Below are 25,808 nucleotides of genomic sequence, written 5' to 3'. Positions count from 1 at the left end.
GAGGAGGGCGGGCCATGGTGCAGAAGGCCAAGATCCTCCTGGTCGATGACCGGCCGGAGAATCTGCTGGCGCTGGAGGCCATCCTCTCCGCGCTCGATCAGACGCTGGTGCGGGCATCGTCCGGGGAGGAAGCGCTCAAAGCGCTGCTCACGGACGATTTCGCGGTCATTCTGTTGGACGTTCAGATGCCCGGAATGGACGGATTCGAAACCGCGGCGCACATCAAGCGGCGGGAGCGGACACGGGACATCCCGATCATCTTCCTCACGGCGATCAACCATGGCCCGCACCACACCTTCCGCGGGTACGCGGCGGGCGCGGTGGACTACATCTCCAAGCCCTTCGACCCGTGGGTGCTGCGCGCCAAGGTCTCGGTCTTCGTCGAGCTGTACATGAAGAACTGCCAACTCCGTGAGCAGGCCGCTCTGCTCCGCCTCCAGCTGGAGGGCGGCGGCCGGGCCGTCGGCGACGCCAAGGAGCCCGCGGGGCTGCTCGCCGAGCTGTCCGCGCGCCTTGCCGCGGTCGAGGAGCAGGCCGAGGCGCTCTCCAAGCAGCTCGACGAGGAGTCGGCGGACGCGGCGGCGGTCGCCACGGCCGCCCACCTGGAGCGCAAACTCACCGGCCTGCGCAGAGCGCTCGACGCCCTGGAGCCCGGCGCGGGCAACGGCGCGCCGTCCCTGCCGTCCCAGAGCTGAGGCCCCGCCCCGGCTTTGAGGGCGCGTCAGTTCGGCCACTCCGGGCCCGCGACACAAAAGGGTGAAGCACTGGGCACACGTGTACGTGGGCGCCTCCCCCGGTAACCTCACACCTATGGCCTCACGTCCCGCAGCCAAGAAGCCGCCCGCGAAAAAGGCGGCAGCGCCCACCAAGGCTCCGGCGAAGAAGGTCCCTGCGAAAAAAGCCCCCGCCAAGAAGGTCGCGAAAGCGCCCGTCAAGAAGGTGGCGGCGAAGAAGCCCGCGCCCAAGGCGGCGCCCAGCCCCACCGGGGGCCTGTACCGCGTCGTGCGCGCCCTCTGGCTCGGCGTCGCGCACAGCGTAGGAGCCATGTTCCGCGGCATAGGGCGTGGCGCCAAGGGGCTCGACCCGGCGCACCGCAAGGACGGCCTGGCGCTGCTTCTGCTCGGCGTGGGGCTGATCTGCGCGGCCGGTACCTGGTCGAACCTGCAAGGCCCGGTCGGCGACCTCGTCGAGATGCTGGTGACCGGCGCGTTCGGCCGGCTCGATCTGCTCATGCCGATACTGGTCGGCGTCATCGCCGTGCGCCTCATCCGCCACCCGGAGAAGCCCGAGGCCAACGGGCGTATCGTCATCGGCCTCTCCGCGCTTGTCGTCGGCGTGCTCGGCCAGGTCCACATCGCGTGCGGCTCACCCGCGCGCGCGGACGGCATGCAGGCCATAAGGGACGCGGGCGGCCTCATCGGCTGGGCCGCCGCCACCCCGCTGAGCTTCACCATGACCGACGTGCTCGCGGTGCCGCTGCTCGTCCTGCTCACCGTGTTCGGCCTCCTCGTGGTCACCGCGACGCCGGTCAACGCGATCCCGCAGCGGTTGCGCCTGCTCGGCGTGCGGCTCGGCCTCGTCCACGACGACCTGGCCGCCGAGGAGCTGGCGGCGGACGACTACGAGGACGAGTGGCGCGAGGCCCCGCCCGCGCCCGCCAGGCGCCGCTCCACGGCCTCCGGGGCGTACGACCCCGACCGCATAGAGGAGGACGCCCTCGCCAAGCGCCGCAGGCCGCGGCGCTCGTCCGTGCAGCCGTCCATGGACCGGCCCATGGACGCCGTCGACGTGGCCGCCGCTGCCGCCGCCGCCCTGGACGGTGCCGTGCTGCACGGGATGCCGCCGTCGCCGCTGGTCGCCGACCTCACCCAGGGCGTCGGCACGGAGCGCGAGGAGCGGACGGAACGTTCGGGCGAGGTGCCCGCGCCGGAGCGCACGGCGCCGGTGCCGACGGCGCGCGGCAAGAAGTCCGCGCCCGTCGCGCCGGAGCCCGAGCCGACGCCCTCCAAGCTCGCCGTCCCCGATCTCACCAAGGCCGCGCCCGAGGATGCCCGGGACCTGCCCGCGCGCGCGGAGCAGCTCCAGCTCGCCGGCGACATCACGTACGCGCTGCCGAAGCTCGACCTGCTGACGCGTGGCGGGCCCGGCAAGTCGCGCAGCGCCGCCAACGACGCCGTCGTGGAGTCGCTGACCACCGTCTTCACCGAGTTCAAGGTCGACGCGGCGGTCACCGGCTTCACGCGCGGCCCGACGGTCACGCGCTACGAGGTCGAGCTCGGCCCCGCCGTGAAGGTCGAGAAGATCACCGCCCTGGCGAAGAACATCGCGTACGCGGTCGCCTCGCCGGACGTGCGGATCATCAGCCCGATCCCCGGCAAGTCCGCGGTCGGCATCGAGATCCCGAACACCGACCGCGAGATGGTCAACGTCGGGGACGTGCTGCGCCTCGCCGACGCCGCCGAGGACGAGCACCCGATGCTGGTCGCGCTCGGCAAGGACGTCGAGGGCGGCTATGTGATGTCGAACCTCGCGAAGATGCCGCACATCCTGGTCGCCGGTGCCACCGGCTCCGGAAAGTCGTCCTGCATCAACTGCCTGATCACCTCGATCATGATGCGGGCGACCCCGGAGGACGTGCGGATGGTCCTCGTCGACCCCAAGCGCGTGGAGCTGACGGCGTACGAGGGCATCCCGCACCTCATCACGCCGATCATCACCAACCCGAAGAAGGCCGCCGAGGCGCTCCAGTGGGTCGTGCGCGAGATGGACCTGCGCTACGACGACCTGGCCGCCTTCGGCTACCGGCACATCGACGACTTCAACCAGGCGATCCGCGACGGCAAGCTCAAGACGCCCGAGGGCAGCGAGCGGGAGCTGAAGACCTACCCGTACCTCCTTGTGATCGTCGACGAGCTCGCCGACCTGATGATGGTCGCCCCGCGCGACGTCGAGGACGCCATCGTGCGCATCACGCAGCTCGCGCGCGCGGCCGGTATCCACCTGGTGCTCGCCACGCAGCGCCCGTCGGTCGACGTCGTCACCGGTCTGATCAAGGCGAACGTGCCCTCCCGGCTCGCGTTCGCCACGTCCTCGCTCGCCGACAGCCGCGTCATCCTGGACCAGCCCGGCGCCGAGAAGCTCATCGGCAAGGGCGACGGCCTGTACCTGCCCATGGGCGCGAACAAGCCGACCCGTATGCAGGGCGCGTTCGTCACCGAGGACGAGATCCACGCGGTCGTGCAGCACTGCAAGGACCAGATGGCGCCCGTCTTCCGCGACGACGTCACCGTGGGCACCAAGCAGAAGAAGGAGATCGACGAGGACATCGGCGACGACCTGGACCTGCTGTGCGCGGCGGCCGAGCTGGTCGTCTCCACCCAGTTCGGGTCCACGTCCATGCTCCAGCGCAAGCTCCGGGTCGGCTTCGCCAAGGCCGGCCGCCTGATGGACCTCATGGAGTCGCGCAACATCGTCGGACCGAGCGAGGGCTCCAAGGCGCGCGACGTCCTCGTGAAACCGGACGAACTGGACGGAGTGCTCGCGGTCATCCGCGGGGAGGGGCAGCCGTAAAGGATCTTTCGATTTCGATGTCACTCGTACGGGGATCCGGGGCAACCGTTTCCCCATCGAGTACGTCAAGTTGAGGGAAGGGACACCAACTTGTCCCACCATCAGGATGTCGGGCCATTCTGATGGCGTACAAAGTCCGGCCGCCCGGTTGCCCCACCCTTTCGCACCCCCCCTAGACTGAACCTCCAGCAGGTGGTTACACGCTCGAAAGGCGCCCCCGTGTCCATCGGCAACTCCCCTGAAGACGACCGTCCTTCGCAGCCCAGCGCCCCGAGCACCGACGACGGGCCCTCGGTCGGCCGCGCCCTGCAGCAGGCACGTATCGCCGCGGGCCTGACCGTCGACGAGGTCAGCCAGTCCACCCGGGTGCGCGGCCCCATCGTGCACGCCATCGAGGCGGACGACTTCTCCCGCTGCGGTGGCGACGTGTACGCGCGCGGCCACATCCGCACGCTCGCGCGCGCGGTGGGCCTCGATCCCGAACCGCTCCTCGCGCGGTACGGCGCCGAGCACGGCGGGCCGGCCGCGCCCACGCCCGCCACCCCGCTGTTCGAGGCCGAGCGCATCCGCTCCGAGCCGCGCCGGCCCAACTGGACCGCCGCCATGGTCGCCGCGATCGTGGCCGTCATCGCGTTCGTCGGCTACACCGTGGTCAGCGGCGGGGACGACGACGGCGGCAAGCAGCAGGCGGCCGAGGGCGCCACCCCCGCCACCAGCAAGCCCGCCACAAAGCCGAGCCCCAGCAAGAAGCCCGTCGACCCCAAGCCGGACCCCTCGGACAGCGCCATCGCGGCGGCTCCCCAGGACAAGGTCACGGTGAAGCTCAACGCGGCGGACGGGCGCAGCTGGATCTCCGCCAAGGATCACAACGGGCGGACGCTGTTCGACGGCGTGCTCGAGCGGGGCCAGTCCAAGACCTTCCAGGACAGCACCAAGATCGATCTCGTCCTGGGCGACGCCGGTGCCATACAGCTGTACGTGAACGGGAAGCAGATCGCGGACGAGTTCCAGCCCGGCCAGGTCGAGCGGCTCACGTACACCAAGGGTGACCCGGAAGTCGGCTGACAAGCAGGTCAGAGGCGCTTCCGGGGCGCTCCCCGAACCCTCCCGGCGAGGGCTGTCGGTGGAACGAAGTAGTCTTGAGTCCATGCCCGAACGCCGTACCGTCGCACTTGTCACCCTTGGCTGCGCCCGTAACGAGGTGGACTCGGAGGAGCTCGCAGGCCGCTTGGAGGCGGACGGCTGGGAGCTCGTCGAGGACGCCGAGTCCGCGGATGTCGCGGTCGTGAACACCTGTGGCTTCGTCGAGGCCGCCAAGAAGGACTCCGTCGACGCCCTGCTCGAAGCCAATGACATCAAGGGCCACGGCAGAACCCAGGCCGTCGTCGCCGTCGGCTGCATGGCCGAGCGGTACGGCAAGGAGCTGGCCGACGCGCTGCCCGAGGCCGACGGCGTTCTGGGCTTCGACGACTACGAGGACATCTCCGGCCGCCTCCAGACCATTCTCGCGGGCGGCAGTGTGGAGGCCCACGCCCCGCGCGACCGGCGCCAGCTGCTGCCGATCAGCCCGGCCGAGCGCCAGGAGGCCGGTGCCGGCATCGCGCTGCCCGGCCACGCCCCGGCGGACCTGCCCGAGGGGATCGCGCCCGCGTCCGGGCCGCGCGCGCCGCTGCGCCGCCGCCTCGACGGGGCGCCCGTCGCCTCGGTGAAGCTGGCCTCCGGCTGCGACCGGCGCTGCTCGTTCTGTGCCATCCCCTCGTTCCGCGGCTCCTTCATCTCGCGCCGCCCCAGCGACGTCCTCAACGAGACGCGCTGGCTCGGCGAGCAGGGCGTCAAGGAGATCATGCTGGTCTCCGAGAACAACACCTCGTACGGCAAGGACCTGGGCGACATCCGCCTCCTGGAGTCGCTCCTGCCCGAGCTGGCCGCCGTCGACGGGATCGAGCGGGTCCGCGTCAGCTACCTGCAGCCCGCCGAGATGCGTCCCGGCCTCATCGACGTCCTGACGGGCACCGACAAGGTCGTCCCGTACTTCGACCTCTCCTTCCAGCACTCCGCGCCCGGCGTGCTGCGCGCGATGCGGCGTTTCGGCGACACCGACCGCTTCCTCGAGCTGCTCGACACCATTCGGAGCAAGGCGCCGCAGGCCGGTGTCCGGTCCAACTTCATCGTCGGCTTCCCCGGCGAGTCGGAGGCGGACTTCGCCGAGCTGGAGCGCTTCCTGAACGGGGCGCGCCTGGACGCCATCGGCGTCTTCGGCTACTCCGACGAGGAGGGCACGGAGGCGGCGACCTACGAGAACAAGCTGGACGAGGACGTCGTCGCGGAGCGCCTCGCGCGCGTGTCGCGCCTTGCGGAGCAACTGGTGTCGCAGCGCGCCGAGGAGCGGCTCGGTGAGACCGTGGAGGTGCTCGTCGAGTCCGTCGACCCCGAGGAGGGGATCGTCGGCCGCGCCGCCCACCAGGCGCCCGAGACCGACGGGCAGGTGCGGCTCACGGGCGGCGCGGGACTGAGCGTCGGCCGTATGGTCGAGGCAAAGGTGGTCGGGACCGAGGGAGTGGACCTCGTCGCGGAGCCGTTCGACGGGCTTGAGGAGGCGGGCAGATGACCGGAGTCCCGGCATCCGCCACGGGCGGGACCGGCACGCCGGCGCCCGGCGGCAAGCTGGGCGCTGCGGCCGTCAACGAGGCCAGCCTGTGGAACATCGCCAACATCCTGACCATGGTGCGGCTGCTGCTCGTGCCCGGCTTCGTGGCGCTCATGCTCGCCGACGGCGGGTACGACCCCGCGTGGCGAGCCTGGGCCTGGGCGGCGTTCGCCGTCGCCATGATCACCGACATCTTCGACGGGCATCTGGCGCGGACGTACAACCTGGTCACGGACTTCGGGAAGATCGCCGACCCCATCGCCGACAAGGCGATCATGGGCGCGGCGCTGATCTGTCTCTCCTCCCTCGACGACCTGCCCTGGTGGGTGACGGGCGTCATCCTCGGGCGTGAGCTCGGGATCACCCTGCTGCGGTTCCTGGTGATCCGCTACGGGGTCATCCCGGCCAGCCGCGGCGGCAAGATGAAGACCTTGGCGCAGGGCACGGCCGTCGGCATGTACGTCCTGGCGCTGACCGGGCCGCTGGCCACGTTCCGGTTCTGGGTGATGGCGGTGGCGGTCGCCCTGACCGTGCTGACCGGGCTCGACTACGTACGCCAGGCGATCGTGCTGCGGCGGGCCGGTCTCGCGGAGGCGGCGGCCGCGGCCGCGGTCTCCCAGGCGGCTGTCGCGCAGGCGACCTCGGGGCACGCGGCCGGGGCGCCGGGCGCGGGGCCGGGGGTCGTGGACCCGGAGGCCGTCGAGCAGGCGGCTGTGGAGTCGGTGGTCGCGGATTCGGTGAGCGCGGAGTCGGTGAGCGCCGAGTCTGTGGGCGCCGGTCCGGCCGGTGGGCAGCAGGGGGCCGCTGAGGCGGGCGCGGCTGCTGTCGAGCCCGTCGCCGAGCCGGCCGTCGCCGAGTCGTCTGCCGCCGAGCCCTCTGCCGCCGTCGAGCCGTCGGCTGTCGCGGAAGTGCCGGCCGTCGCCGAGCCGGCTTCGTCGTCGGAGGCGGCCGAGAAGTGACGGACGAGGCTGTCGAGGCGCTGCGGCTGCTGACCGGGCGGGGGGAGACCCTCGCCGTGGCCGAGTCGCTGACCGGTGGCCTCGTCGCGGCGGAGCTGGTGGCGGTGCCCGGGGCGTCGAAGGCCCTGCGCGGCTCCGTCACGGCGTACGCGACGGAGCTGAAGCACCAGCTGCTCGGCGTCGAGGCGGACCTGCTGGCCGAGTACGGGGCCGTCCATCCGGACGTCGCGCTGCAGATGGCGGCCGGGGTGCGCGAGGCGCTCGGCGCGGACTGGGGGATCGCGACGACCGGCGTCGCCGGGCCCGAACCGCAGGACGGACAAGCCGTCGGCACCGTCTACGTGGCGGTCGTGGGGCCCGGAAAAAGCGGTGCGAAGGGCACACGGAATTTCGCTGGTAGCCGCAAAGTGCTGGAGCTGCGGTTGAACGGCGGGCGCATGGAAATCCGTAGGGAGAGTGTACGCAGCGTGCTCGGCCTGCTCACGGAAGAGCTGGTCGGAGGGCATTCCGGCGAACGTACTGAGAATGCGCGGGCACAGGATACGGAACAGAACGGGGGGTTTTGATGTTTGCAGCCCTGAGTGAACACGACATCGCTCCCCGCACGGCCGCGGCACGAGGCGGTACGGTGGGGCGTGAAGGATGCGGCTACGCGGTCCGAGGAGGGAGCCACCGATGATTCTGCTCCGTCGCCTGCTTGGTGACGTGCTGCGTCGGCAGCGCCAGCGCCAGGGCCGTACTCTGCGCGAAGTCTCCTCGTCCGCCCGAGTCTCGCTCGGCTATCTCTCCGAGGTGGAGCGGGGGCAGAAGGAGGCTTCCTCCGAGCTGCTTTCCGCTATCTGCGACGCGCTTGACGTACGGATGTCCGAGCTGATGCGCGAGGTGAGTGACGAGCTCGCTCTCGCGGAGCTGGCCGAGTCGGCAGCAGCGGTCCCGTCGGAGCCGGTGCGCGCACCGGTCCGTCCGATGCTCAATTCTGTCTCCGTGACCGGCGTCCCGCCGGAACGGGTGACGATCAAGGCGCCTGCGGAGGCGGTCGACGTCGTAGCGGCGTGACGTCTCGCGCTGCGCGCGGTGAACGGGGAAAGCCCCGGCCGGGAAACCGGCCGGGGCTTTCTTTTTTCGTCTCGTGTGTCCGTAATGGTGCATGTGTGCCATCGTGGACGGTGATCTCGTGAGGGTAGCCGCGAGAGTGACGGAGGTACACCGTGAAGAGTCCGCTGTCCGATGCCGACCTGACGACCGTGGCCGAGGCGTTGCAGGGCGCGCTCGTGGACCTGGTCGATCTCTCGCTCGTGGCGAAACAGGTCCACTGGAACGTGGTCGGGCCCCGGTTCCGTAGCGTGCACCTCCAGCTCGACGAGGTCGTGGACAGTGCGCGTCTGCACTCCGACACGGTGGCCGAGCGGGCCTCGACGCTGGGCGTCCCGCCGGACGGGCGGGCCACGACGGTCGCGGCGAGCAGCGGGATCGCCGCCGTCGCCGAGGGCTGGGTCAAGGACACGGACGCCGTCGGGACGCTCGTGGAGGCGCTCGGCGCGGTGATCACGCGGATGCGGGAGCGGATCCGGGCGACCGGTGAGGCGGACCCGGTGAGCCAGGACATGTTCATCGGCATCACAGCCGATCTTGAGAAGCACCACTGGATGTTCCAGGCGGAGAACCGCGGCTGAGACCGGCATGTCATTGGCCGCCCGCCGACGGCCCGGCGGGGCGATCGTCGGGCGCACGCTTGTGGGGCCCGGGGACAGGTGGAGGTGAGCGGTCGTGGTGAGGCGGCTGCCGCGGTGGATACCGGGCATAGTGCTCGGCGGGCTGTGGTGGTGGGCCGTCCTGCGACTGGCGCTCACACCGGACGCGGGGGTGTTCGAGGGGGCGGTCACCTTCGGCGGCTGGGGTCTCAGCCTGCTGCCGGTGCACGCGTTGCCCAAGGGGCGGGCGGCGGGGGTCGCGGGTGGTTCCGGGCGCCATGGGGCACGGTGGGTACGGGCGCGGGCCAGACGGGCGGGGCGTGACTTCCGGACGGGGGTACGGGGGCGGGGAGAGGGGGGAGCGGGGCGGGTCACCATGGGATTGCGGCGCGGCCGTTCGGGCGGGGGGTCTGGCTCGTCGTGAGGGGCTAGGCGTTCGGGGGCTGAGGGGAGGCCGGGGCGGGTCATCATGGGATTGCGGCGCGGCCGTTCGGGCGGGGGGTCTGGCTCGTCGTGAGGGGCTAGGTGTTCGAGGGCTGAGGGGAGGCCGGGGCGGGTCACCACATTCCGGCGCCGCCGTTCGGGCGGGGGTCCTGCTCGTTGTGAGGGGCGAGGTGGTTGAGGGTGGGGGGAGCGGGGCGGGTCACCATGGCATTGCTACGCCGCCGTTCGGGCGGAGGATCTGGCCCGTTGTGAAAGCCGAGGCGTCGGAGGCCAGGTGGAGCACCGCGTGGGCGATGTCGTCCGGGGCGCCGACCCGGCCGAGCGGCGCCATGCGCACCATCAGGGATTCCGTGTGGGCCTGGGCGCTCGCGTCGTGGCGGGTCGTCATCGGGGTGCGGATCCAGCCCGGCGCCACCGCGTTGACGCGGATGCCGTGCGGGCCCACCTCCGTGGCCAGCGTCTTGGTGAGCTGGACGACGGCTGCCTTGGCGGCGCCGTAGCAGAGCAGGCCCGGACCCCCGGTGTCGATCGCGCCGGAGGCCATGGTGACGAGGGAGCCGCGGGTGCCGGCCGCGATCATCGTGCGGGCCGCTGCCTGGCATGCGTACAGGACGCCCTTGAAGTTGACGGCCAGGACGCGGTCGAGGTCCTCGTCGCGGGTCTCCAGGACGGGGCTGGTGTGCATGATCCCGGCGACCGCGGCCAAGATGTCGAGCGTGCCGGTCGGGCTGGCCGCTGCCGCGACGGCCTCGGTCACCTGGGCGCGGTCGGACACATCCAGGGTGTGGGTGTGCGCCGCGCCGCCGTTCTCCTTGATGAGCGCGGCCGTCTCGTCCAGGCCCTGTGCGTCGCGGTCCGCGCAGTGCACCGTGGCTCCCGCCTCGGCGAGCAGCGCGGCCGACGCGCGGCCGATCCCGCTCGCCGCTCCGGTGACGAACGCGGTGCGGCCGGTGAAGTCGTACGCCTTTACGGGCATGAGGGGACCGTAGGAGCTGAGCTGACGGGTCGTCAATTGGCGTGCCGGAGTTACCTTGCGGGGTGCGGGCCCGGCTGGCAGGTGGGGCACCAGTAGGTGGGGCGTTCGCGCGAGCCGTCACCCTGTTCGGCCACGCGGATCCGGGTGCGGCAGCGCATGCAGGGGCGTGAGGCGCGGCCATAGACGTACAGGCGCTCGCCGGGGCGGGCGCGGCCGGTGGTGACGCGGTTGGGGCGGTCCCGGTTGAACTCCAGGAGCTTCTTGGAGAGCGGGACGATGCGCTCGACGGCTTCGGGGGGCAGCTCGCCGACCGGGAGCCATGGCGTGATCCCGAGAAGGAAGCAGATCTCGGACTTGAAGACATTGCCCACACCGGCGAGGTTGCGCTGGTCGAGGAGGGCCTCGCCGACGGCCCGGCCGGGATCTCGCAGAAGGTTGCCGAGCGCCTTGTCCGGGTCCCAGTCCGGGCCGAGCAGATCCGGGCCCAGATGGCCGACCGCCTTCTCCTCCTCGCTGGTGCGGAGCAGTTCGAGCACGGGGAGGCGATAGCCGACGGCCGCGTGCGACGCGTTGGCGAGGATCGCCCGGATCTGGAAGGCGGGGCCGCCGCGCCAGCTCTCGCCCGGTGCGTAGATCTTCCAGGAGCCGTCCATCCGCAGGTGGGAGTGGAGGGTGAGGTCGCCCTCGATGCGGGTCATCAGATGCTTGCCGCGCGAGACGACCTCCAGGACCGAGCGCCCCGTGAGATCCGCCGTGGCGAACCGGGGGACGCGCAGGTCGGAACGGATGAGGACCTGACCCGCGAGCGCGGTGTGCAGCCGCTTGGCGGCTTGCAGGACGGTGTCTCCTTCGGGCATGTGATCAGGGTAGGCCGCACACCGGCGCGGCGGCGGGCGCGCATGGTGCGGATGATCTCGTCGAAGTGGCCTCAGGCACGCAGACGCAGCCCCCTCGGTGTCGCATGGAAACCGGCTCCCTCCAGCAGCGGGGCGTACGGGGAGGTGAGCGCCGCCTCGCCGTTGATGCGCTCGACGGTGATCGTGCCCAGGGCGCCCGTACGGGCCGATTCGGCGAGGGAGCGGGCGGCGGCGGGCAGCCGGGGGTCGTCGGCGACCTGGGCCGCGGACGGTGCGGCGCTGTCGGACTCGGCGGCCGGCCAGGCCAGCAGGCTCTTGCCGCCGCGCTCCATGTAGAGCGTCAGCTCGCCGTCGACCAGGACGACCAGGGAGCCCGCCTTGCGGCCCGGCTTGTGGCCCGCGCGCGCGGGCGGCTCGGGCCAGGGCAGGGCCGCGCCGTAGGCGTTGGCGGGGTCGGCGGCGGCCAGGACCAGGGCGCGCGGGGCGGAGCCCTTGGCGGCCGGGGCGTCGGCCTGCGCGAACGGGTCGGGCGGGGGTGTGCCGCGCTCCTGGGCGCTGGCCGCCGCGCGGAGGCGGTCCACCGCGCCGTCCATGGCGAACTGGGCGGCGCCGAGCCCCTCCACCACATAGCCGCGCCGGGCCTGGCCGCTCTCCTCGAAGACGGACAGGATGCGGTACATCGCCGAGAAGCCGCCCTCCACGCCTTCGGCGGCGACCGCGCCGCGCGTGACGACGCCGTGCCGGTCCATGAGGGTGCGGGCCAGGGCGTGGGCGCGCACGGTCGGGTCGGGTTCCTGGGCGGGGAGCAGCGACCAGCGTCCGGCGACGGTGGGCGGGCCGGTGCGCGAGGTGGCCCGCGCGGCGGCCGTCAGGCTCCCGTAGCGGCCACGCGGGACGGATCTGCGCGCGCGGTGCGCGGTGGAGCCCGCGGTGCGGCCCGAGCCGAGGACGGCACGCATCGGGGCGAGCGTGTCGTTGGTGAGCCGGCCCGACCAGGCCAGATCCCACAGCGCGTCGGCCAACTGGGGGTCGGTGGCGGTGAGGGGGGCGCCTTCACGGCCCTCCGTGGACGCGCGGACCTGGTCCGCGATCTGGCGGAAGAACAACCCGTAGCCGCCGGACAGGCTGTCCAGGACCGCCTGGTGCAGCGGCGTCAGCTCCAGAGGGTGCGGGGGCGGCAGGAGGAGCGGGGCGGTGTCGGCGAGGTAGAGGGAGACCCAGCCGTCCTTGCCGGGGAGCGAACCCGCGCCCGCCCACAGCACCTCGCCCGACGAGGTGAGTTCGTCGAGGAGGGCCGGCGCGTAACCGGCGACACGGGACGGCAGGACCAGCTTCTCCAGGGCGGAGGCGGGGACCGAGGCGCCTTGCAGCTGCTCGACGGCGCGGACCAGGCCGTCGATACCGCGCAGCCCGTGTCCGCCCAGGTGCTGCCACTGGGGCAGGAACTGGGCGAGCGCGGCAGGGGGTACGGGTTCGAGCTCGTGCCGCAGCGCGGCGAGGGAGCGGCGGCGCAGGCGGCGAAGGACCGCGGCGTCGCACCACTCCTGGCCGATACCCGCGGGATGGAATTCGCCCTGCACCACCCTGCCGTTCGCCGCAAGGCGCTGCAGAGCGCCCTCCGTGACGGCGGCGCCCAGGCCGAACCGGGCCGCGGCCTGCATGGAGGTGAACGGCCCGTGCGTGCGCGCGTAGCGGGCGAGAAGGTCGCCGAGCGGGTCCTTGACGGGCTCCGTGAACGCCTCGGGGACACCGACGGGGAGCGCCGTGCCGAGCGCGTCGCGCAGGCGGCCCGCGTCCTCGATCGCCGCCCAGTGCTCGGTGCCCGCGATCCGGACCTGGATGGCGCGCCGCGCGGACGCCAGCTCCTCGGCCCAGCCGGGCTCGGCGCCGCGCTCCGCCAGCTCCGCGTCGGTCAGCGGGCCGAGGAGGCGCAGCAGGTCCGCGACGCCCTCGACGTCCTTGACGCGGCGGTCCTCGGTGCGCCACTGCAGCTCCTGCTCCAGCTCGGCCAGGACGTCCGCGTCGAGCAGTTCGCGCAGCTCGGCCTGGCCGAGGAGTTCGGCGAGGAGCCGGGAGTCCAGGGACAGCGCGGCCGCGCGGCGCTCGGCGAGCGGGGAGTCGCCCTCGTACAGGAACTGCGCGACATAGCCGAACAGGAGGGAGCGGGCGAAGGGGGACGCCTCGGGGGTGGTGACCTCCACGAGGCGGACCTTGCGGGACTCGATGTCACCCATCAGCTCGGCGAGGCCGGGTCCGTCGAAGACGTCCTGGAGGCACTCGCGCACCGCTTCCAGGACGATCGGGAAGGAACCGAACTCGCTGGCCACCTGGAGCAGCTGGGAGGCGCGCTGCCGCTGCTGCCACAGGGGCGTGCGCTTGCCGGGGTTGCGCTTGGGCAGGAGCAGCGCGCGGGCGGCGCACTCGCGGAAGCGGGAGGCGAACAGGGCCGAGCCGCCGACCTGGTCGGTGACGATCTGGTCGACGTCCCCCTTGTCGAAGGCGACGTCGGCCGCGCCGATGGGCGCCTGGTCGGAGTCGTACTCCAGGCCCGGCTTGGAGGGCTCCTGGTCGAGGAGGTCCAGGCCCATCAGGTCGGCGTCGGGCAGGCGCAGGACGATGCCGTCGTCGGCGTGCATGACCTGCGCGTCCATGCCGTACTTCTCGCTGAGCCGGGCGCCGAGGGCGAGCGCCCAGGGGGCGTGCACCTGGGCGCCGAAGGGGGAGTGCACGACGACGCGCCAGTCGCCCAGCTCGTCGCGGAAACGCTCGACGACGATGGTGCGGTCGTCCGGGATGTGGCCGCACGCCTCCCGCTGCTCGGCCAGGTACGACAGCACGTTCTCCGCGGCCCAGGTGTCCAGGCCCGCCTCGGCGAGGCGCACGCGCGCGTCGTCGGGCTTCTGCGAGCCGACCTCGCGCAGGAAGGCGCCGACCGCGCGCCCCAGCTCGAGCGGGCGGCCCAGCTGGTCGCCCTTCCAGAACGGGAGGCGGCCGGGGACGCCGGGCGCGGGCGAGACGAGGACGCGGTCGCGCGTGATGTCCTCGATGCGCCAGGAGCTGGTGCCGAGGGTGAAGACATCCCCGATGCGGGACTCGTAGACCATCTCCTCGTCCAGCTCGCCGACGCGGCCGCCGCCCTTCTTCGGGTCGGTGCCCGCCAGGAAGACGCCGAACAGGCCGCGGTCGGGGATGGTGCCGCCGGAGGTGACGGCCAGGCGCTGGGCCCCGGGCCGGCCCGTGACCGTACCGGCGACGCGGTCCCACACCACGCGCGGGCGCAGCTCGGCGAAGGCGTCGGACGGGTAGCGGCCCGCGAGCATGTCGAGGACGCCGGTGAACGCCGACTCGGGGAGCGAGGCGAAGGGGGCGGCCCTGCGGACGAGTGCCAGGAGGTCGTCGACCTGCCAGGCGTCCATGGCCGTCATCGCGACCAGCTGCTGGGCCAGGACGTCCAGCGGATTGCCTGGCACGCGCAGCGACTCGATGGCGCCCGAGCGCATCCGCTCGGTCACCACCGCCGACTGCACGAGGTCGCCCCGGTACTTCGGGAAGACGACCCCGGTGGAGATCGCGCCCACCTGGTGGCCCGCGCGCCCCACGCGCTGGAGTCCCGAGGCGACGGACGGCGGCGACTCCACTTGGATGACGAGGTCGACGGCGCCCATGTCGATGCCCAGTTCCAGGCTGGACGTGGCGACCACGGCGGGCAGCCGGCCGGCCTTCAGGTCCTCCTCGACGAGCGTGCGCTGCTCCTTGGAGACCGAGCCGTGGTGCGCGCGGGCCAGGATCTGCGGGGCGCCTGTCGCCGCGCCCGAGCCGCCCATCAGCTCGGCGGGGGAGTGGTCCTCGGGCAGGGCCTCGCCGGTGGCGCGCTCGTAGGCGATCTCGTTCAGCCTGTTGCACAGGCGCTCCGCAAGGCGCCGGGAGTTGGCGAAGACGATCGTGGAGCGGTGGCCCTCGATGAGGTCCGCGATGCGCTCCTCCACGGACGGCCAGATCGAGGGGCGCTCGGCCCCCTGGTCGGAGTCGGGCACCGGGGAGCCGCCCAGCTCGCCCAGGTCCTCGACCGGGACCACCACGGACAGGTCGAACCGCTTGCCGGACGGCGGCTGGACGATCTCCACCTTGCGCTGCGGCGACAGATAGCGCGCCACCTCGTCGACCGGGCGGACCGTCGCGGACAGGCCGATCCGGCGGGCCGGGCGCGGAAGCAGCTCGTCCAGGCGCTCCAGGGAGAGCGCCAGATGGGCGCCGCGCTTGGTGCCCGCCACCGCGTGCACCTCGTCCACGATCACCGTCTCGATGCCGGTCAGCGCGTCCCGCGTGGCCGACGTCAGCATGAGGAACAGCGATTCCGGCGTCGTGATCAGGATGTCCGGCGGGCGCGTGGCGAGGGCGCGGCGCTCGGCGGGCGGGGTGTCGCCGGAGCGGATGCCGACCTTCACCTCGGGCTCGGGCAGGCCGAGGCGCACCGCCTCCTGGCGGATGCCGGTCAGCGGGCTGCGCAGATTGCGCTCCACATCGACCGCGAGCGCCTTCATCGGTGACACGTACAGGACGCGGCAGCGCTTCTTCGGATCGGCCGGCGGAGGCGACGAGGCCAGCTGGTCGAGGGCGGCGAGGAACGCGGCGAGCGTCTTGCCGGAGCCGGTCGGCGCGACGACCAGCACGTCCGAACCCTCGCCGATCGCCTGCCACGCCCCGGCCTGGGCGGGGGTGGGCGCGGAGAAGGCCCCCGTGAACCAACCGCGGGTCGCGGGGGAGAACCCGTCTAGGGCGCTCGGGGAGCCGGAGCCGTCAGGGGCCCCTTGCCTGGACCTGACCATGCACCCATCCTGCACCTCACCACTGACAACCGCCCTTGACCTGCGGAAACGACTGGTTCATCGGGGTGACGTGACGCAGAATGAAGGGATGGCGGGGACGACGGGCGACGGCGAGTGGGCACGGCACTGGCGCTACGAGCGGCTGCCGGGGCTCGACCTGCTGCGGGCCCGTTATCTCCGGCACACGTTCCCGCGCCACAGCCACGACGGCTATGTCTTCGGCGCGGTGACCCGCGGGATCGAGGAGGTCGGGCTGCCGGACGGCACTTTGCGTGCCGGGCCCGGCACCGTCGTCATGATCAATCCCGAGGTCGCGCACACAGCGCGCGCGGGCGGGCCCGACGGCTGGTCGTACTACACGCTGTACCCCTCCGCGGAGGTCGTCGCCGAGATCGCGGCGGAGACGACCGCGGCGCGCGGAACGGTCAGCTTCGGCGAGACCATGATCACTGATCCGCGGGCCGCGCACCTGATCGCGGAGGTGCACCGGGCGGCCGAGCAGGGCAACGCGCTGGCCGCGGACAGCCTGCTGCGGGTCGTGCTCGCCCGGCTCCTGCGGGACCACGGAAGGGCACTCACCCCGCGACCGCGCCGGTCGGCCGGGGCGACAGCGGCAGCACGCGCGCGTGCGGTCCTGGAGGAGAACCTGGCCGATCCGCCGTCCCTTGAGGCCCTCGCGACGGACCTCGGCAGCAGCCCGTTCGCCCTCCTGCGCGCCTTCCGCGACGCCTACGGAATGCCGCCGCACGCCTGGCTCACCAACGCGCGCGTGCGCGTGGCGCGGCGTCTCCTCGAGAAGGGCCAGGCGCCCGCCGACGCCGCGGTGGCCGTCGGATTCACCGACCAGCCGCACCTCAACCGGCACTTCACCCGGATCGTCGGGGTCCCACCGGGGGCGTACCAGCGCGAGCGCAAGAACGTACAAGACCGCTCACAGGTGCCCTCGTAGGGTCCGGGGCGTGGCAGAACAGACAACACCCACCGACATACGCACCCCGGACGGGTCCCCGCCCGGGCACACCACCCCCGAGGGCACGTCCGACGGGGCCGTCGTCCGGGACGCGCTCGGCGTCGGCATCGCCGTAGGCCTGTCAGGATTCGCCTTCGGCGTGACCTCCGCGGGCGCGGGCCTCACCGTGCTCCAGACCTGCGCGCTCAGCCTTCTCGTCTTCACCGGGGCCTCGCAGTTCGCGCTCGTCGGCGCGCTCGCGGGCGGCGGCAACCCGTTCACCGCCGCCGCGGGCGCCTTCTTCCTCGGCGTGCGCAACGCGTTCTACGGGCTGCGCCTCTCCCAACTGCTCGCCCTGCCGCGCGCGGTGCGGCCGTTCGCCGCGCACTGGGTCATCGACGAGACGGCGGCCGTCGCCCTCGCCCAGCCCACACGGCGCAGCGTGCGCATGGGCTTCACTGTCACCGGACTGACCCTGTACGTCCTGTGGAACCTGACGACCCTGCTCGGCGCACTCGGCGCCGAGGCCATCGGCGACACCGATGCCTGGGGGCTCGACGCGGCAGGCCCCGCCGTCTTCCTGGCGCTCCTCGCGCCCATGGTGAAGAGCGCCAAGGAGCGCGCCGTGGCCGCCATCGCCGTCGTACTCGGCCTCGGACTGCTCCCCGTGCTGCCCGCAGGGGTGCCCGTCCTGGTGGCCGCGCTCGCCGCCCCCGCCGTGCTCTACGTGGAGGGGCGCCGCCGTGCCGACACGGACGACACCGCGCAAGGAGGAGACCGATGAACATCTGGATCGCCGTCGGCGTCACCGCCGTGGGCTGCTACGCCGTCAAGCTGATCGGCCTCCTCGTGCCCGCGGGCGCCCTGGAACGGCCCGCTGTGAAGCGACTGGCCGCCTTGCTGCCCGTCGCACTGCTCGCCGCGCTCACGGCGCAGCAGACGTTCGCGGAGGGGCGGGAGCTGATCCTGGACGCCAGGGCCGCCGGAGTGGCCGCGGCCGCCGTCGCGCTGCTGCTGCGCGCTCCGTTCCTTGTGGTCGTCGCCGCCGCGGTGGCCGTCACGGCAGGAGTGCGCGCGCTCACCGGGTGACTACAGGGGGCGCCCGTACGCGCGCAGGGTGCGCAGCGCCTCGATCGTCACCATGGGGCGCGCCTCCAGGGCCGCCGCGGGCGTCCACCGGCGCCAGTTGACCGGCCAGCCGCCGTCCTCCCGCTGCTCGCCCGCCAGATGGTCGAGCGCGCGCGTCATCTCCTCGTCGGTGAACCAGGAGCGGGCCAGCGACTCCGGGGCCCGCGCGTAGTCGTACGGGAAGTGGTGCTCGCCCGGCGCGTAACCAGGGGCGGGCGGACAGTCGTCCTTGCGCTCCGGGTCGAGCACCACGAGGCGCTGTTCCCGGACGAGGCGGCCGAGCCGGTCGGCCGCCGCACGCGCGCGTGGGCGGTCCGGCACCCCGTCCAGGAAGGCGACGGCCGCCTCGATCTCGTACGGATGGGACCGCGTCAGGGAGTCGACGGCCGCCCAGCAGAACTCGGTGGCCCGGAAGAGCCAGGCGTGCCACACCTCGTTGCGGTGCAGCACGCCCACCACCGGGCCCGTGGCGAGCAGCTCGCCCGGAGGGTCGTCCAGCACCGGCACGAACGGGGCGTGCGGATAGCCGCGCTGGCTGGGAAGCACCGCCGGAAGGGCGCCCTCCGGGGTGGAGGCGACGGTCAGATAGCGGCACACCCGCTCCGCCCGCTGCCCCGCGCACCGCCCGATCGTGTCCAGGACGCGCAGCGCGTACCCGGCGTGCAGGGGCTGGGGCGCGGGGCCGCGCAGATCGGGTTCGAGGGCGTGGCCGTAGCCGTCGTCCGCGGTGCGGTAGGCGGCCAGGGCGGTCTCGACGGCGTCCGCCGCGACGGGCGAGGTCTCCAGGAAGTGGTAGGCGAAACGGCGCTGCTCCAGGACGCGCGCGGTCAGCCAGACGAACGATCCGGCGCGGGAGAGCGGTGAGGGCGCCGACGGCGATGAGGGGAGTGGGGAAGCTCCGGTTTCGGCCATGCGTCGACCGTAGGACCCGGCGGCGCCCACGGAACGCCGCTCCGGGCGGGCCCCACTCTCAGGGGCGGGATACTGGATGCATGCGGTTGACGGTCTTTTGGCAGCGGATGGCGGATCACTTCGGACCCGGGTACGCGGACTCCTTCGCGCGCGACCACGTGATGACGGGGCTCGGCGGGCGCACCGTGAACGAGGCGCTCGACGCCGGGTGGGAGGCGAAGGACGTCTGGCGCGTGGTGTGCACGGCGATGGACGTGCCCGCCGAGAAGCGCTGATCCATGGTGCGGATTCCGGGGCGGTCACCGATCGCCCGCGGGGTGGGCGAGACTGGCCCCGTGGCAGCAACAGACGAGACCCTTCCGCCGGCGGCCGACGCGGCACCGCCCGGCACGACGCCTCCCGAACAACCACCGGGACCGGCGCCGCTCCCGCGCGCGGGGATGCCGCGCTGGCTGCCCCGCGCCATGGTGCTCGCCCTGACCCTCATCGCCTGTTTCCGGCTCGGCACGTGGGCCTTCCACCAGGTCACCGGGTTACTGATCAACGTACTGATCGCGTTCTTCCTGGCGCTCGCCGTGGAGCCCGCGGTGAGCTGGATGTCGGCGCGCGGCCTGCGCCGCGGCCTCGCCACCGGCATCGTCTTCTTCGCCGTGATGATCGCGAGCGCGGGCTTCGTCGTGCTGATGGGGTCGATGCTCGCGGGCCAGATCGTCGACATGGTCGAGGACTTCCCGAAATATCTCGACCAGGTCATCAGCTGGGTCAACTCCACGTTCCACACCGAGCTCAACCGCGTCGAGGTCCAGGACAGCCTGCTGCACTCGGACTGGCTGCAGAAGTACGTCCAGAACAGCGCGACCGGCGTCCTCGACGTCTCCGCCCAGGTGCTCGGCGGCCTCTTCCAGCTCCTGACGATCACCCTGTTCTCGTTCTACTTCGCCGCCGACGGGCCGCGGCTGCGGCGCGCGCTCTGCTCCGTGCTGCCGCCCGCCAAGCAGGCCGAGGTGCTGCGCGCCTGGGAGATCGCCGTCGACAAGACGGGCGGCTACCTGTACTCGCGCGGCCTGATGGCGCTGATCTCCGGGATCGCCCACTACATCCTGCTGCAGGCGCTCGGGGTGCCGTACGCGCCGGTGCTCGCCGTGTGGGTGGGGCTCGTCTCGCAGTTCATCCCGACCATCGGCACCTATCTGGCGGGCGCGCTGCCGATGCTGATCGCCTTCACCGTGGACCCCTGGTACACGCTGTGGGTGTTCATCTTCGTCGTCGTGTACCAGCAGTTCGAGAACTACATGCTGCAGCCGAAGCTGACGGCGAAGACCGTGGACATCCACCCCGCGGTCGCCTTCGGTTCCGTCATCGCGGGCACGGCGCTCCTCGGCGCCGTGGGCGCGCTGATCGCGATCCCCGCCGTGGCGACGCTCCAGGCGTTCCTCGGCGCGTACGTGAAGCGGTACGACGTCACCGACGACCCCCGGGTGCACGGCCACCGCCGGCGGGGCGGGGCGTCGGTCCTGGCCCGCGCCCGGCGCGCCCTGCGGGGCCCGAACGAGCCGAACGCCGAGGATCGAAACGCGCCCTAGTCACCTCCGGGGGCGGGCGGCGCGCCCCCGCGTGGTGCGCTTGACACCAAAATCGAACATCCATTCTCATGGGTGTGCCTCGAGTTATCCACAGGCGGACGGGCGTCGAGGCCGATTGTCAGTGGCAGGCGTTAGCGTCTTTGACGTGAAGCGATCGACACAAGCAAACCGGGTGGAACCCATGGCAGGAACCGACCGCGAGAAGGCGCTCGACGCCGCGCTCGCACAGATTGAACGGCAATTCGGCAAGGGCGCAGTGATGCGCATGGGCGAGCGGCCGAACGAGCCCATCGAGGTCATCCCCACCGGGTCGACCGCCCTCGACGTCGCGCTCGGCGTCGGCGGCATCCCCCGCGGCCGCGTGGTGGAGGTGTACGGCCCGGAGTCCTCCGGCAAGACGACCCTCACCCTGCACGCCGTGGCCAACGCCCAGCGGGCGGGCGGCGCGGTGGCCTTCGTGGACGCCGAGCACGCCCTCGATCCCGAGTACGCGAAGAAGCTCGGCGTCGACATCGACAACCTGATCCTGTCCCAGCCGGACAACGGCGAGCAGGCTCTGGAGATCGTCGACATGCTGGTCCGCTCCGGCGCCCTCGACCTCATCGTCATCGACTCCGTCGCCGCGCTCGTGCCGCGTGCGGAGATCGAGGGCGAGATGGGCGACTCGCACGTGGGTCTGCAGGCCCGTCTGATGAGCCAGGCCCTGCGCAAGATCACCAGCGCGCTCAACCAGTCGAAGACCACCGCGATCTTCATCAACCAGCTCCGCGAGAAGATCGGTGTGATGTTCGGCTCGCCGGAGACCACGACCGGTGGCCGGGCGCTGAAGTTCTACGCCTCGGTGCGCATGGACATCCGTCGCATCGAGACCCTCAAGGACGGCACGGACGCGGTGGGCAACCGCACCCGCGTGAAGGTCGTCAAGAACAAGGTCGCGCCGCCCTTCAAGCAGGCCGAGTTCGACATCCTCTACGGCCAGGGCATCTCCCGCGAGGGCGGCCTCATCGACATGGGCGTGGAGCACGGCTTCGTCCGCAAGGCCGGCGCCTGGTACACGTACGAGGGCGACCAGCTCGGCCAGGGCAAGGAGAACGCGCGCAACTTCCTGAAGGACAACCCCGACCTGGCCAACGAGATCGAGAAGAAGATCAAGGAGAAGCTGGGCGTCGGGGTCCGCCCGGAGGAGCCCTCCGCCGAGCCCGCGGCGGACGCGGTGACCGCGGCCCCGGCCGAGGACGCCGCCAAGACGGTGCCCGCGCCCAAGGCCGCCAAGTCCAAGGCCGCCGCGGCCAAGAGCTAGTCCGTGACGCGACGAACCGACTGGGCCGAGTACGACGCCCGTCCCGCCGCTCCCCGGGGCCGGGGACGCGGGGGCGACGAGACGTACGACGACACCGCGCACGACACTGCCGCGTACGGGGAGGCAGGGTACGGCGAGGACGGGTACGGAGCCGGGACGGGGGACGGTGCGGCGGACGGGCCGCCGCGCGGGGGAGGGCGTTCGCGCGGCGGGGCCGGGCCCCGCGGACGCCGGCGCCGGAGCGGGTTCGGGGACCCGTCCGGCACCGCACAGGACGACGGACCTCCCGACCCGTCGAGGGCCGGGCGGGGGGAACCGTCAGGGGACCCGGCGGAGCGGGCACGGAACATCTGTCTGCGCCTGCTCACCGGGGCCCCGCGCACGCGCAAGCAGCTGGCCGACGCCCTGCGCAAGCGGGACATCCCGGACGAGGTGGCGCAGGAGGTGCTGTCCCGGTTCGAGGAGGTCGGGCTGATCAACGACAGCGCCTTCGCGGACGCCTGGGTGGAGTCCCGCCACCACGGCAGGGGCCTCGCCCGCCGGGCGCTCGCCCGTGAGCTGCGCACCAAGGGGGTGGACTCCACGGTGATCGACGAGGCGGTCGGTCAGCTCGACGCCGAGCGCGAGGAGGAGACCGCCCGCGAACTCGTCGCCCGCAAGCTGCGCTCCACGCGCGGCCTCGACCGCGACAAGCGGCTGCGCCGGCTCGCGGGGATGCTGGCCCGCAAGGGGTACTCCGAGGGCATGGCGCTGCGGGTGGTGCGCCAGGCGCTGGAGGAGGAGGGGGAGGAGACGGAGGATCTGGGGTTCGGGGAGTAGAGGGGCACTGTTTCCAGCGCCCCTCCTTGACGGCCCCGCTCCCTCAGGTCACTCGGCGCCGGTCCCCGGCTGGACCGGGAGGCCCGCCGCTCGCCATGCCTGGAAGCCGCCCACCAGATCCGTCGCCCGGTGCAGGCCGAGCTGGTGGAGGGAGGCGGCCGCGAGGCTGGAGGCGTAACCCTCGTTGCAGACGACCACCACGCGGAGATCGTGGTGGGTCGCCTCAGGGGCGCGGTGGCTGCCGTACGGATCGAGGCGCCACTCCAGCTCGTTGCGCTCGACGACCAGCGCGCCCGGGATCAGACCGTCGCGGCGGCGCAGTGCCTCGTACCGGATGTCGACGAGGAGCGCCTCGCCGCGCGATGCCGCCTCGAAGGCGTCCCGCGCCTCGACCCGGTCGAACCCGGACCGCACCTGTTCCAGGTGTGCGTCGATGCCGACCCGGCGCCGGCTCTCCGTGCTCACTGCCAGTCCTGCGGGCGCTCGACCGACTCCAGGCGCAGCACCGGGCCGGTGCGGCTGTAGCGGCGGATCTGTGGAAGTGGCGGGTAGTAGGCGTGGACCGAGACGGCGTGCTCCGTGCGGGACTCGTTCAGCACCTCGTGCACATGGTGGCGGCCGAAGGCGCGGCCCTGACCGGCCGTCAGGCGGCGCTCTCGGTCGACCCCTTCGTCCAGTTCCAGGGTCTTCCAGCCGTCGGCGGGCAACCGGGCGGCCAGCGCGTTCTCCTTCAGCTCGCCCGACGCGGTGAGGAAGGCGCCGACGGACTCGGCGTGGTCGTGCCAGCCCGTGCCGGTGCCGGGCGGCCAGCCGATGAGCCAGGCCTCGCTTCCGCCGGGGCCTTCGAGCCGCACCCACGTACGGCCCTCCGGATCGAGGGGCAGGGAGGCGACGAGGTCACGGTCCGCGGCGACGCGGCGTACGAAGGCGAGCAGGTCGGCCTGGTTGGGTCCGGCCGCCTCCGGGGCCACCGGGTCCGGCGCGGTCGGTTCGGTCGAGACGAGGGAGGGCGTGGCTGGGATCGGAGAAGACATGGGGCACCGTCCTGGAGTTCGCGAAGGACGCGTGCCGCGGGGGCCGACGGGTGTGGGTCGGCAGCGCGCCGCGGGCACGCGGAAAAGGTCGTGATCGGCGAATTCAGCAGGACCGGCGACACACGCAGCCCGCATAGCGGACGAGGTCCATATGGACTCTCCGCCACAGGCGCACATCGGTGTCGATCGTCACGCTCCGGAGTACACCATGGTGACGGATCCGGGTCAACCGACGTCCAAAGCGGCCCCGGAAAGCCGACAGCAAGACACCAGGGCCGCTCAAGAAGGGTCAGGAAGAGCGCGCCCCTGTCGTCTTCAGCGGCTCCCCCTCGGCCTCCTCCACCGGACCGCCGAGCGCCGTCTGCGCCGCCTCGTACAGCTCGGCGGGGCGCACCCCGCTCAGGGCGGTGACCAGATGCCCGTCGGGCCGGATGAGGAGCACCGTGTGCGCGGCGGCGTCCGGGTAGCTCTCCGCGACCAGCAGTTCGGCCTCGTGCGGCAGCGCGGCGATGGCCGCGGCGAGGCGGGGCATGAGCCCGGCCGACATCCAGTGCTTGCGCTCCCACACCCCGGTGCCGGGGGCGACGAGGAGGACGATCAGGCGCCCGCGGCCGAGACGGTCCCTGAGCTGTACGAAGGTGCCGTCCGGCGCGGTCACCCGGACGTCGGTGACCGGCGCGCCCGGCGCCGTCCCCACCACCGTGAGCGAGTCGGAGGGCGGCGGCGCGAGCGGTGAGTCGGCGTAGGTCCCGGGGGCGCCGAGCGGGCCGAGGCCCAGATGACCGTCGGTGAGCAGGGCGTCATGGCCCCGGGCGCCGCCGGGCACGTAGGAGCGCAGACCCCTGGGGCCCTTGCCGCCGCGCAGTATCGGCAGGGCCTGGTCGGCGGCGCGGAGCCGGGCGGCGACCACGGTGCGGCGCTCGCTCTGGTAGCTGTCGAGCAGGGCGGCGGAGACGGGGTGGGGGCCGTCGTGCCAGGTCAGGGCCAGTTTCCAGGCGAGGTTGTCGGCGTCGCGCAGCCCCTCGTCGAGGCCCTGGGTGCCGAGTGCGCCGAGGAGGTGCGCGGCATCCCCCGCGACGAAGGCGCAGCCCACGCGCCAGCGGCGGGCGAGGCGGTGGTGGACGGTGTGGACACCGGTGTCGAGCAGCTCGTATGGCGGGGTGGAGCCGCCGCACCAGCCCGCGAGGGTCTCCCGGATGCGCGCCACCAGGACGTCCGGGGTGACCAGGTCGCTGCGGGGCGGCAGCAGCCAGTCCAGGCGCCAGACACCGTCGGCGAGGGGGCGGCCGACGATCTCCGGGCCCGCCGGACCCGAGGTCCGCCACGGAGGGCTCCGATGGAGCAACGCCTCGCCGGGCCACGGAAGTTCCGTGCGCAGGGCGGCGACCGCGTACCGCTCGACGGCGGTGCGGCCGGGGAAGCGGATGTCGAGGAGTTTGCGGACCGTGGAGCGGGGCCCGTCGCAGCCCACCAGGTAACTGCCGCGCCACCAGGTGCCGTTGGGGCCACGGGTGTGTGCGGTCAGCCCGGACCGCTCCTGCTCGATCGCGTCGAGCCGGCTGTCGACGGAGATCTTGACGAGCCGCTCCCGGGCGGCGGCCGCGCGCAGGGCGCCGGTCAGCTCGTGCTGGGCGATGTGGAGCGGGGCCGCGAGTGCCTGCCCGGCGGACTCGGAAGGATCCTCACCGAAGGTGATCGTCCGCATCTCCTGCTTGCGGCGCATGGAGCGCCAGCCCGTCCACCGCGACCCGGCCCTGTCGAAGGAGGTTTCCGCGAGCCGTTCGACCAGCGCGGCGGTGTCCTCGCGCAGGACGACCGTACGGGCGGGACGGGGTTCGTCCTTGCCGGGCCCCTCGTCGAGGACCACGGACGGGACGCCGTGGCGGGCGAGGGCGAGCGACAGCGTGAGCCCGACGGGGCCCGCGCCGACGACGATCACCGGATCCACGGCGCGGCCCCTCCTGCCCCGCGAAGTGCGCCGGAAAGCGTCCCGCGCGGGGCGGGCGGCGTACTGGACGTACAAGAAGGGGCAGTTGGAGCGGGGTGCACGTTCACAGAGCGTATGCAACCCATTGCCGGTGCTTGCGTCAAGTGACGGAGGCAGTGGCGATCA

Annotated in this window: 23 protein-coding genes; 15 read left to right on the top strand and 8 right to left on the bottom strand. The window is 72.6% G+C overall.

The features are described 5' to 3' along the window. The first annotated feature begins 14 nt into the window (after positions 1-14). The 8 genes from C1N81_RS16210 (at position 15) to C1N81_RS16175 (ending at position 8,849) form a co-directional block, all read left to right on the top strand. Positions 15-695: a response regulator gene (locus C1N81_RS16210; protein WP_394429720.1), complete on the top strand. Its 681-nt coding sequence runs from the start codon at positions 15-17 to the stop codon at positions 693-695. 115 nt (positions 696-810) lie between these two features. Next, positions 811-3,570: a DNA translocase FtsK gene (locus C1N81_RS16205; protein WP_394429718.1), complete on the top strand. Its 2,760-nt coding sequence runs from the start codon at positions 811-813 to the stop codon at positions 3,568-3,570. A 219-nt stretch (positions 3,571-3,789) separates the two neighbouring features. After that, a complete protein-coding gene (locus C1N81_RS16200) occupies positions 3,790-4,635 on the top strand; it encodes a helix-turn-helix domain-containing protein (protein WP_394429716.1) in 846 nt (281 codons plus the stop codon). An 82-nt stretch (positions 4,636-4,717) separates the two neighbouring features. After that, positions 4,718-6,178, top strand: a complete 1,461-nt coding sequence (gene rimO, locus C1N81_RS16195; RefSeq protein WP_394429714.1) for a 30S ribosomal protein S12 methylthiotransferase RimO — start codon at positions 4,718-4,720, stop codon at positions 6,176-6,178. Continuing rightward, on the top strand, positions 6,175-7,176 hold the full coding sequence (gene pgsA / locus C1N81_RS16190) for a CDP-diacylglycerol--glycerol-3-phosphate 3-phosphatidyltransferase (RefSeq protein WP_394429712.1): 1,002 nt from the start codon (positions 6,175-6,177) through the stop codon (positions 7,174-7,176). The genes rimO and pgsA overlap by 4 nt, the downstream gene beginning before the upstream one ends. Beyond that, entirely contained in the window at positions 7,173-7,742 is a 570-nt protein-coding gene (locus C1N81_RS16185) for a CinA family protein (protein WP_394429710.1), read from the top strand. The genes pgsA and C1N81_RS16185 overlap by 4 nt, the downstream gene beginning before the upstream one ends. A gap of 109 nt (positions 7,743-7,851) precedes the next feature. Next, positions 7,852-8,232, top strand: a complete 381-nt coding sequence (locus C1N81_RS16180) for a helix-turn-helix domain-containing protein (protein ID WP_361076938.1) — start codon at positions 7,852-7,854, stop codon at positions 8,230-8,232. Positions 8,233-8,384: 152 nt separating this feature from the next. After that, the gene (locus C1N81_RS16175) at positions 8,385-8,849 is read left to right on the top strand and encodes a Dps family protein (RefSeq protein WP_394429708.1); all 465 of its coding nucleotides are present in this window, start codon (positions 8,385-8,387) and stop codon (positions 8,847-8,849) included. A 661-nt stretch (positions 8,850-9,510) separates the two neighbouring features. Here the strand turns inward: C1N81_RS16175 and C1N81_RS16170 are convergent. The 3 genes from C1N81_RS16170 to C1N81_RS16160 form a co-directional block, all read right to left on the bottom strand. After that, on the bottom strand, positions 9,511-10,287 hold the full coding sequence (locus C1N81_RS16170) for an SDR family NAD(P)-dependent oxidoreductase (RefSeq protein WP_394429706.1): 777 nt from the start codon (positions 10,285-10,287) through the stop codon (positions 9,511-9,513). A 50-nt stretch (positions 10,288-10,337) separates the two neighbouring features. Further along, the gene (locus C1N81_RS16165; protein ID WP_394429705.1) at positions 10,338-11,144 is read right to left on the bottom strand and encodes an Fpg/Nei family DNA glycosylase; all 807 of its coding nucleotides are present in this window, start codon (positions 11,142-11,144) and stop codon (positions 10,338-10,340) included. Positions 11,145-11,215: 71 nt separating this feature from the next. Continuing rightward, complete coding sequence (locus C1N81_RS16160) at positions 11,216-15,970, bottom strand: ATP-dependent helicase (RefSeq protein ID WP_394429703.1); 4,755 nt, start codon at positions 15,968-15,970, stop codon at positions 11,216-11,218. 88 nt (positions 15,971-16,058) lie between these two features. Between C1N81_RS16160 and C1N81_RS16155 the strand changes: the two genes are divergently transcribed. Genes C1N81_RS16155 through C1N81_RS16145 form a run of 3 tightly spaced genes read left to right on the top strand, consistent with a single transcriptional unit; the run spans position 16,059 to position 18,008 of the window. Continuing rightward, complete coding sequence (locus C1N81_RS16155) at positions 16,059-16,919, top strand: AraC family transcriptional regulator (protein ID WP_394429701.1); 861 nt, start codon at positions 16,059-16,061, stop codon at positions 16,917-16,919. 10 nt (positions 16,920-16,929) lie between these two features. Further along, on the top strand, positions 16,930-17,703 hold the full coding sequence (locus tag C1N81_RS16150; protein WP_394429700.1) for an AzlC family ABC transporter permease: 774 nt from the start codon (positions 16,930-16,932) through the stop codon (positions 17,701-17,703). Further along, positions 17,700-18,008, top strand: coding sequence for an AzlD domain-containing protein (locus C1N81_RS16145; RefSeq protein WP_394429698.1), 309 nt, complete (start codon positions 17,700-17,702; stop codon positions 18,006-18,008). Before C1N81_RS16150 ends, C1N81_RS16145 begins: the two co-directional genes overlap by 4 nt. Here the strand turns inward: C1N81_RS16145 and C1N81_RS16140 are convergent, their stop codons facing one another. Continuing rightward, positions 18,009-18,959, bottom strand: a complete 951-nt coding sequence (locus C1N81_RS16140) for a hypothetical protein (RefSeq protein ID WP_394429696.1) — start codon at positions 18,957-18,959, stop codon at positions 18,009-18,011. Between the two features lie 80 nt (positions 18,960-19,039). Between C1N81_RS16140 and C1N81_RS16135 the strand changes: the two genes are divergently transcribed. From C1N81_RS16135 to recX, 4 genes are all read left to right on the top strand, one after another. Further along, entirely contained in the window at positions 19,040-19,234 is a 195-nt protein-coding gene (locus C1N81_RS16135) for a DUF3046 domain-containing protein (RefSeq protein ID WP_394429694.1), read from the top strand. A gap of 60 nt (positions 19,235-19,294) precedes the next feature. Continuing rightward, the gene (locus C1N81_RS16130) at positions 19,295-20,542 is read left to right on the top strand and encodes an AI-2E family transporter (RefSeq protein WP_394429692.1); all 1,248 of its coding nucleotides are present in this window, start codon (positions 19,295-19,297) and stop codon (positions 20,540-20,542) included. 181 nt (positions 20,543-20,723) lie between these two features. Further along, complete coding sequence (recA, locus tag C1N81_RS16125; protein WP_394429690.1) at positions 20,724-21,842, top strand: recombinase RecA; 1,119 nt, start codon at positions 20,724-20,726, stop codon at positions 21,840-21,842. Between the two features lie 3 nt (positions 21,843-21,845). Beyond that, on the top strand, positions 21,846-22,661 hold the full coding sequence (gene recX / locus C1N81_RS16120; protein WP_394429688.1) for a recombination regulator RecX: 816 nt from the start codon (positions 21,846-21,848) through the stop codon (positions 22,659-22,661). Positions 22,662-22,709: 48 nt separating this feature from the next. On the opposite strand, the gene C1N81_RS16115 is transcribed toward recX, so the two are convergent. From C1N81_RS16115 to C1N81_RS16100, 4 genes are all read right to left on the bottom strand, one after another. Then, complete coding sequence (locus C1N81_RS16115) at positions 22,710-23,126, bottom strand: rhodanese-like domain-containing protein (protein WP_394429686.1); 417 nt, start codon at positions 23,124-23,126, stop codon at positions 22,710-22,712. Beyond that, entirely contained in the window at positions 23,123-23,695 is a 573-nt protein-coding gene (locus tag C1N81_RS16110; protein ID WP_394429684.1) for a cupin domain-containing protein, read from the bottom strand. The genes C1N81_RS16115 and C1N81_RS16110 overlap by 4 nt, the downstream gene beginning before the upstream one ends. Before the next feature lie 103 nt (positions 23,696-23,798). Next, the gene (locus C1N81_RS16105) at positions 23,799-23,870 is read right to left on the bottom strand and encodes a putative leader peptide (RefSeq protein WP_355703528.1); all 72 of its coding nucleotides are present in this window, start codon (positions 23,868-23,870) and stop codon (positions 23,799-23,801) included. A 114-nt stretch (positions 23,871-23,984) separates the two neighbouring features. Continuing rightward, positions 23,985-25,643, bottom strand: coding sequence for an FAD-dependent monooxygenase (locus C1N81_RS16100; RefSeq protein WP_394429682.1), 1,659 nt, complete (start codon positions 25,641-25,643; stop codon positions 23,985-23,987). Positions 25,644-25,808: the final 165 nt, after the last annotated feature.

The organism is Streptomyces sp. SGAir0957, assembly GCF_043523415.1.
Note: the sequence above shows the minus strand (reverse complement) of the source record. Positions and strands in the feature narration are given on the sequence as shown.

What these genes read in the sequence shown, in the direction of transcription:
- C1N81_RS16210 (WP_394429720.1), top strand. Translation starts at nt 15, where the DNA reads ATGGTGCAGAAGGCCAAGATCCTCCTGGTCGATGACCGGCCGGAGAAT.
- C1N81_RS16205 (WP_394429718.1), top strand. Translation starts at nt 811, where the DNA reads ATGGCCTCACGTCCCGCAGCCAAGAAGCCGCCCGCGAAAAAGGCGGCA.
- rimO (WP_394429714.1), top strand. Translation starts at nt 4,718, where the DNA reads ATGCCCGAACGCCGTACCGTCGCACTTGTCACCCTTGGCTGCGCCCGT.
- pgsA (WP_394429712.1), top strand. Translation starts at nt 6,175, where the DNA reads ATGACCGGAGTCCCGGCATCCGCCACGGGCGGGACCGGCACGCCGGCG.
- C1N81_RS16180 (WP_361076938.1), top strand. Translation starts at nt 7,852, where the DNA reads ATGATTCTGCTCCGTCGCCTGCTTGGTGACGTGCTGCGTCGGCAGCGC.
- C1N81_RS16170 (WP_394429706.1), bottom strand. Translation starts at nt 10,287, where the DNA reads ATGCCCGTAAAGGCGTACGACTTCACCGGCCGCACCGCGTTCGTCACC.
- C1N81_RS16165 (WP_394429705.1), bottom strand. Translation starts at nt 11,144, where the DNA reads ATGCCCGAAGGAGACACCGTCCTGCAAGCCGCCAAGCGGCTGCACACC.
- C1N81_RS16160 (WP_394429703.1), bottom strand. Translation starts at nt 15,970, where the DNA reads ATGGTCAGGTCCAGGCAAGGGGCCCCTGACGGCTCCGGCTCCCCGAGC.
- C1N81_RS16155 (WP_394429701.1), top strand. Translation starts at nt 16,059, where the DNA reads ATGGCGGGGACGACGGGCGACGGCGAGTGGGCACGGCACTGGCGCTAC.
- C1N81_RS16145 (WP_394429698.1), top strand. Translation starts at nt 17,700, where the DNA reads ATGAACATCTGGATCGCCGTCGGCGTCACCGCCGTGGGCTGCTACGCC.
- C1N81_RS16140 (WP_394429696.1), bottom strand. Translation starts at nt 18,959, where the DNA reads ATGGCCGAAACCGGAGCTTCCCCACTCCCCTCATCGCCGTCGGCGCCC.
- C1N81_RS16135 (WP_394429694.1), top strand. Translation starts at nt 19,040, where the DNA reads ATGCGGTTGACGGTCTTTTGGCAGCGGATGGCGGATCACTTCGGACCC.
- recA (WP_394429690.1), top strand. Translation starts at nt 20,724, where the DNA reads ATGGCAGGAACCGACCGCGAGAAGGCGCTCGACGCCGCGCTCGCACAG.
- C1N81_RS16110 (WP_394429684.1), bottom strand. Translation starts at nt 23,695, where the DNA reads ATGTCTTCTCCGATCCCAGCCACGCCCTCCCTCGTCTCGACCGAACCG.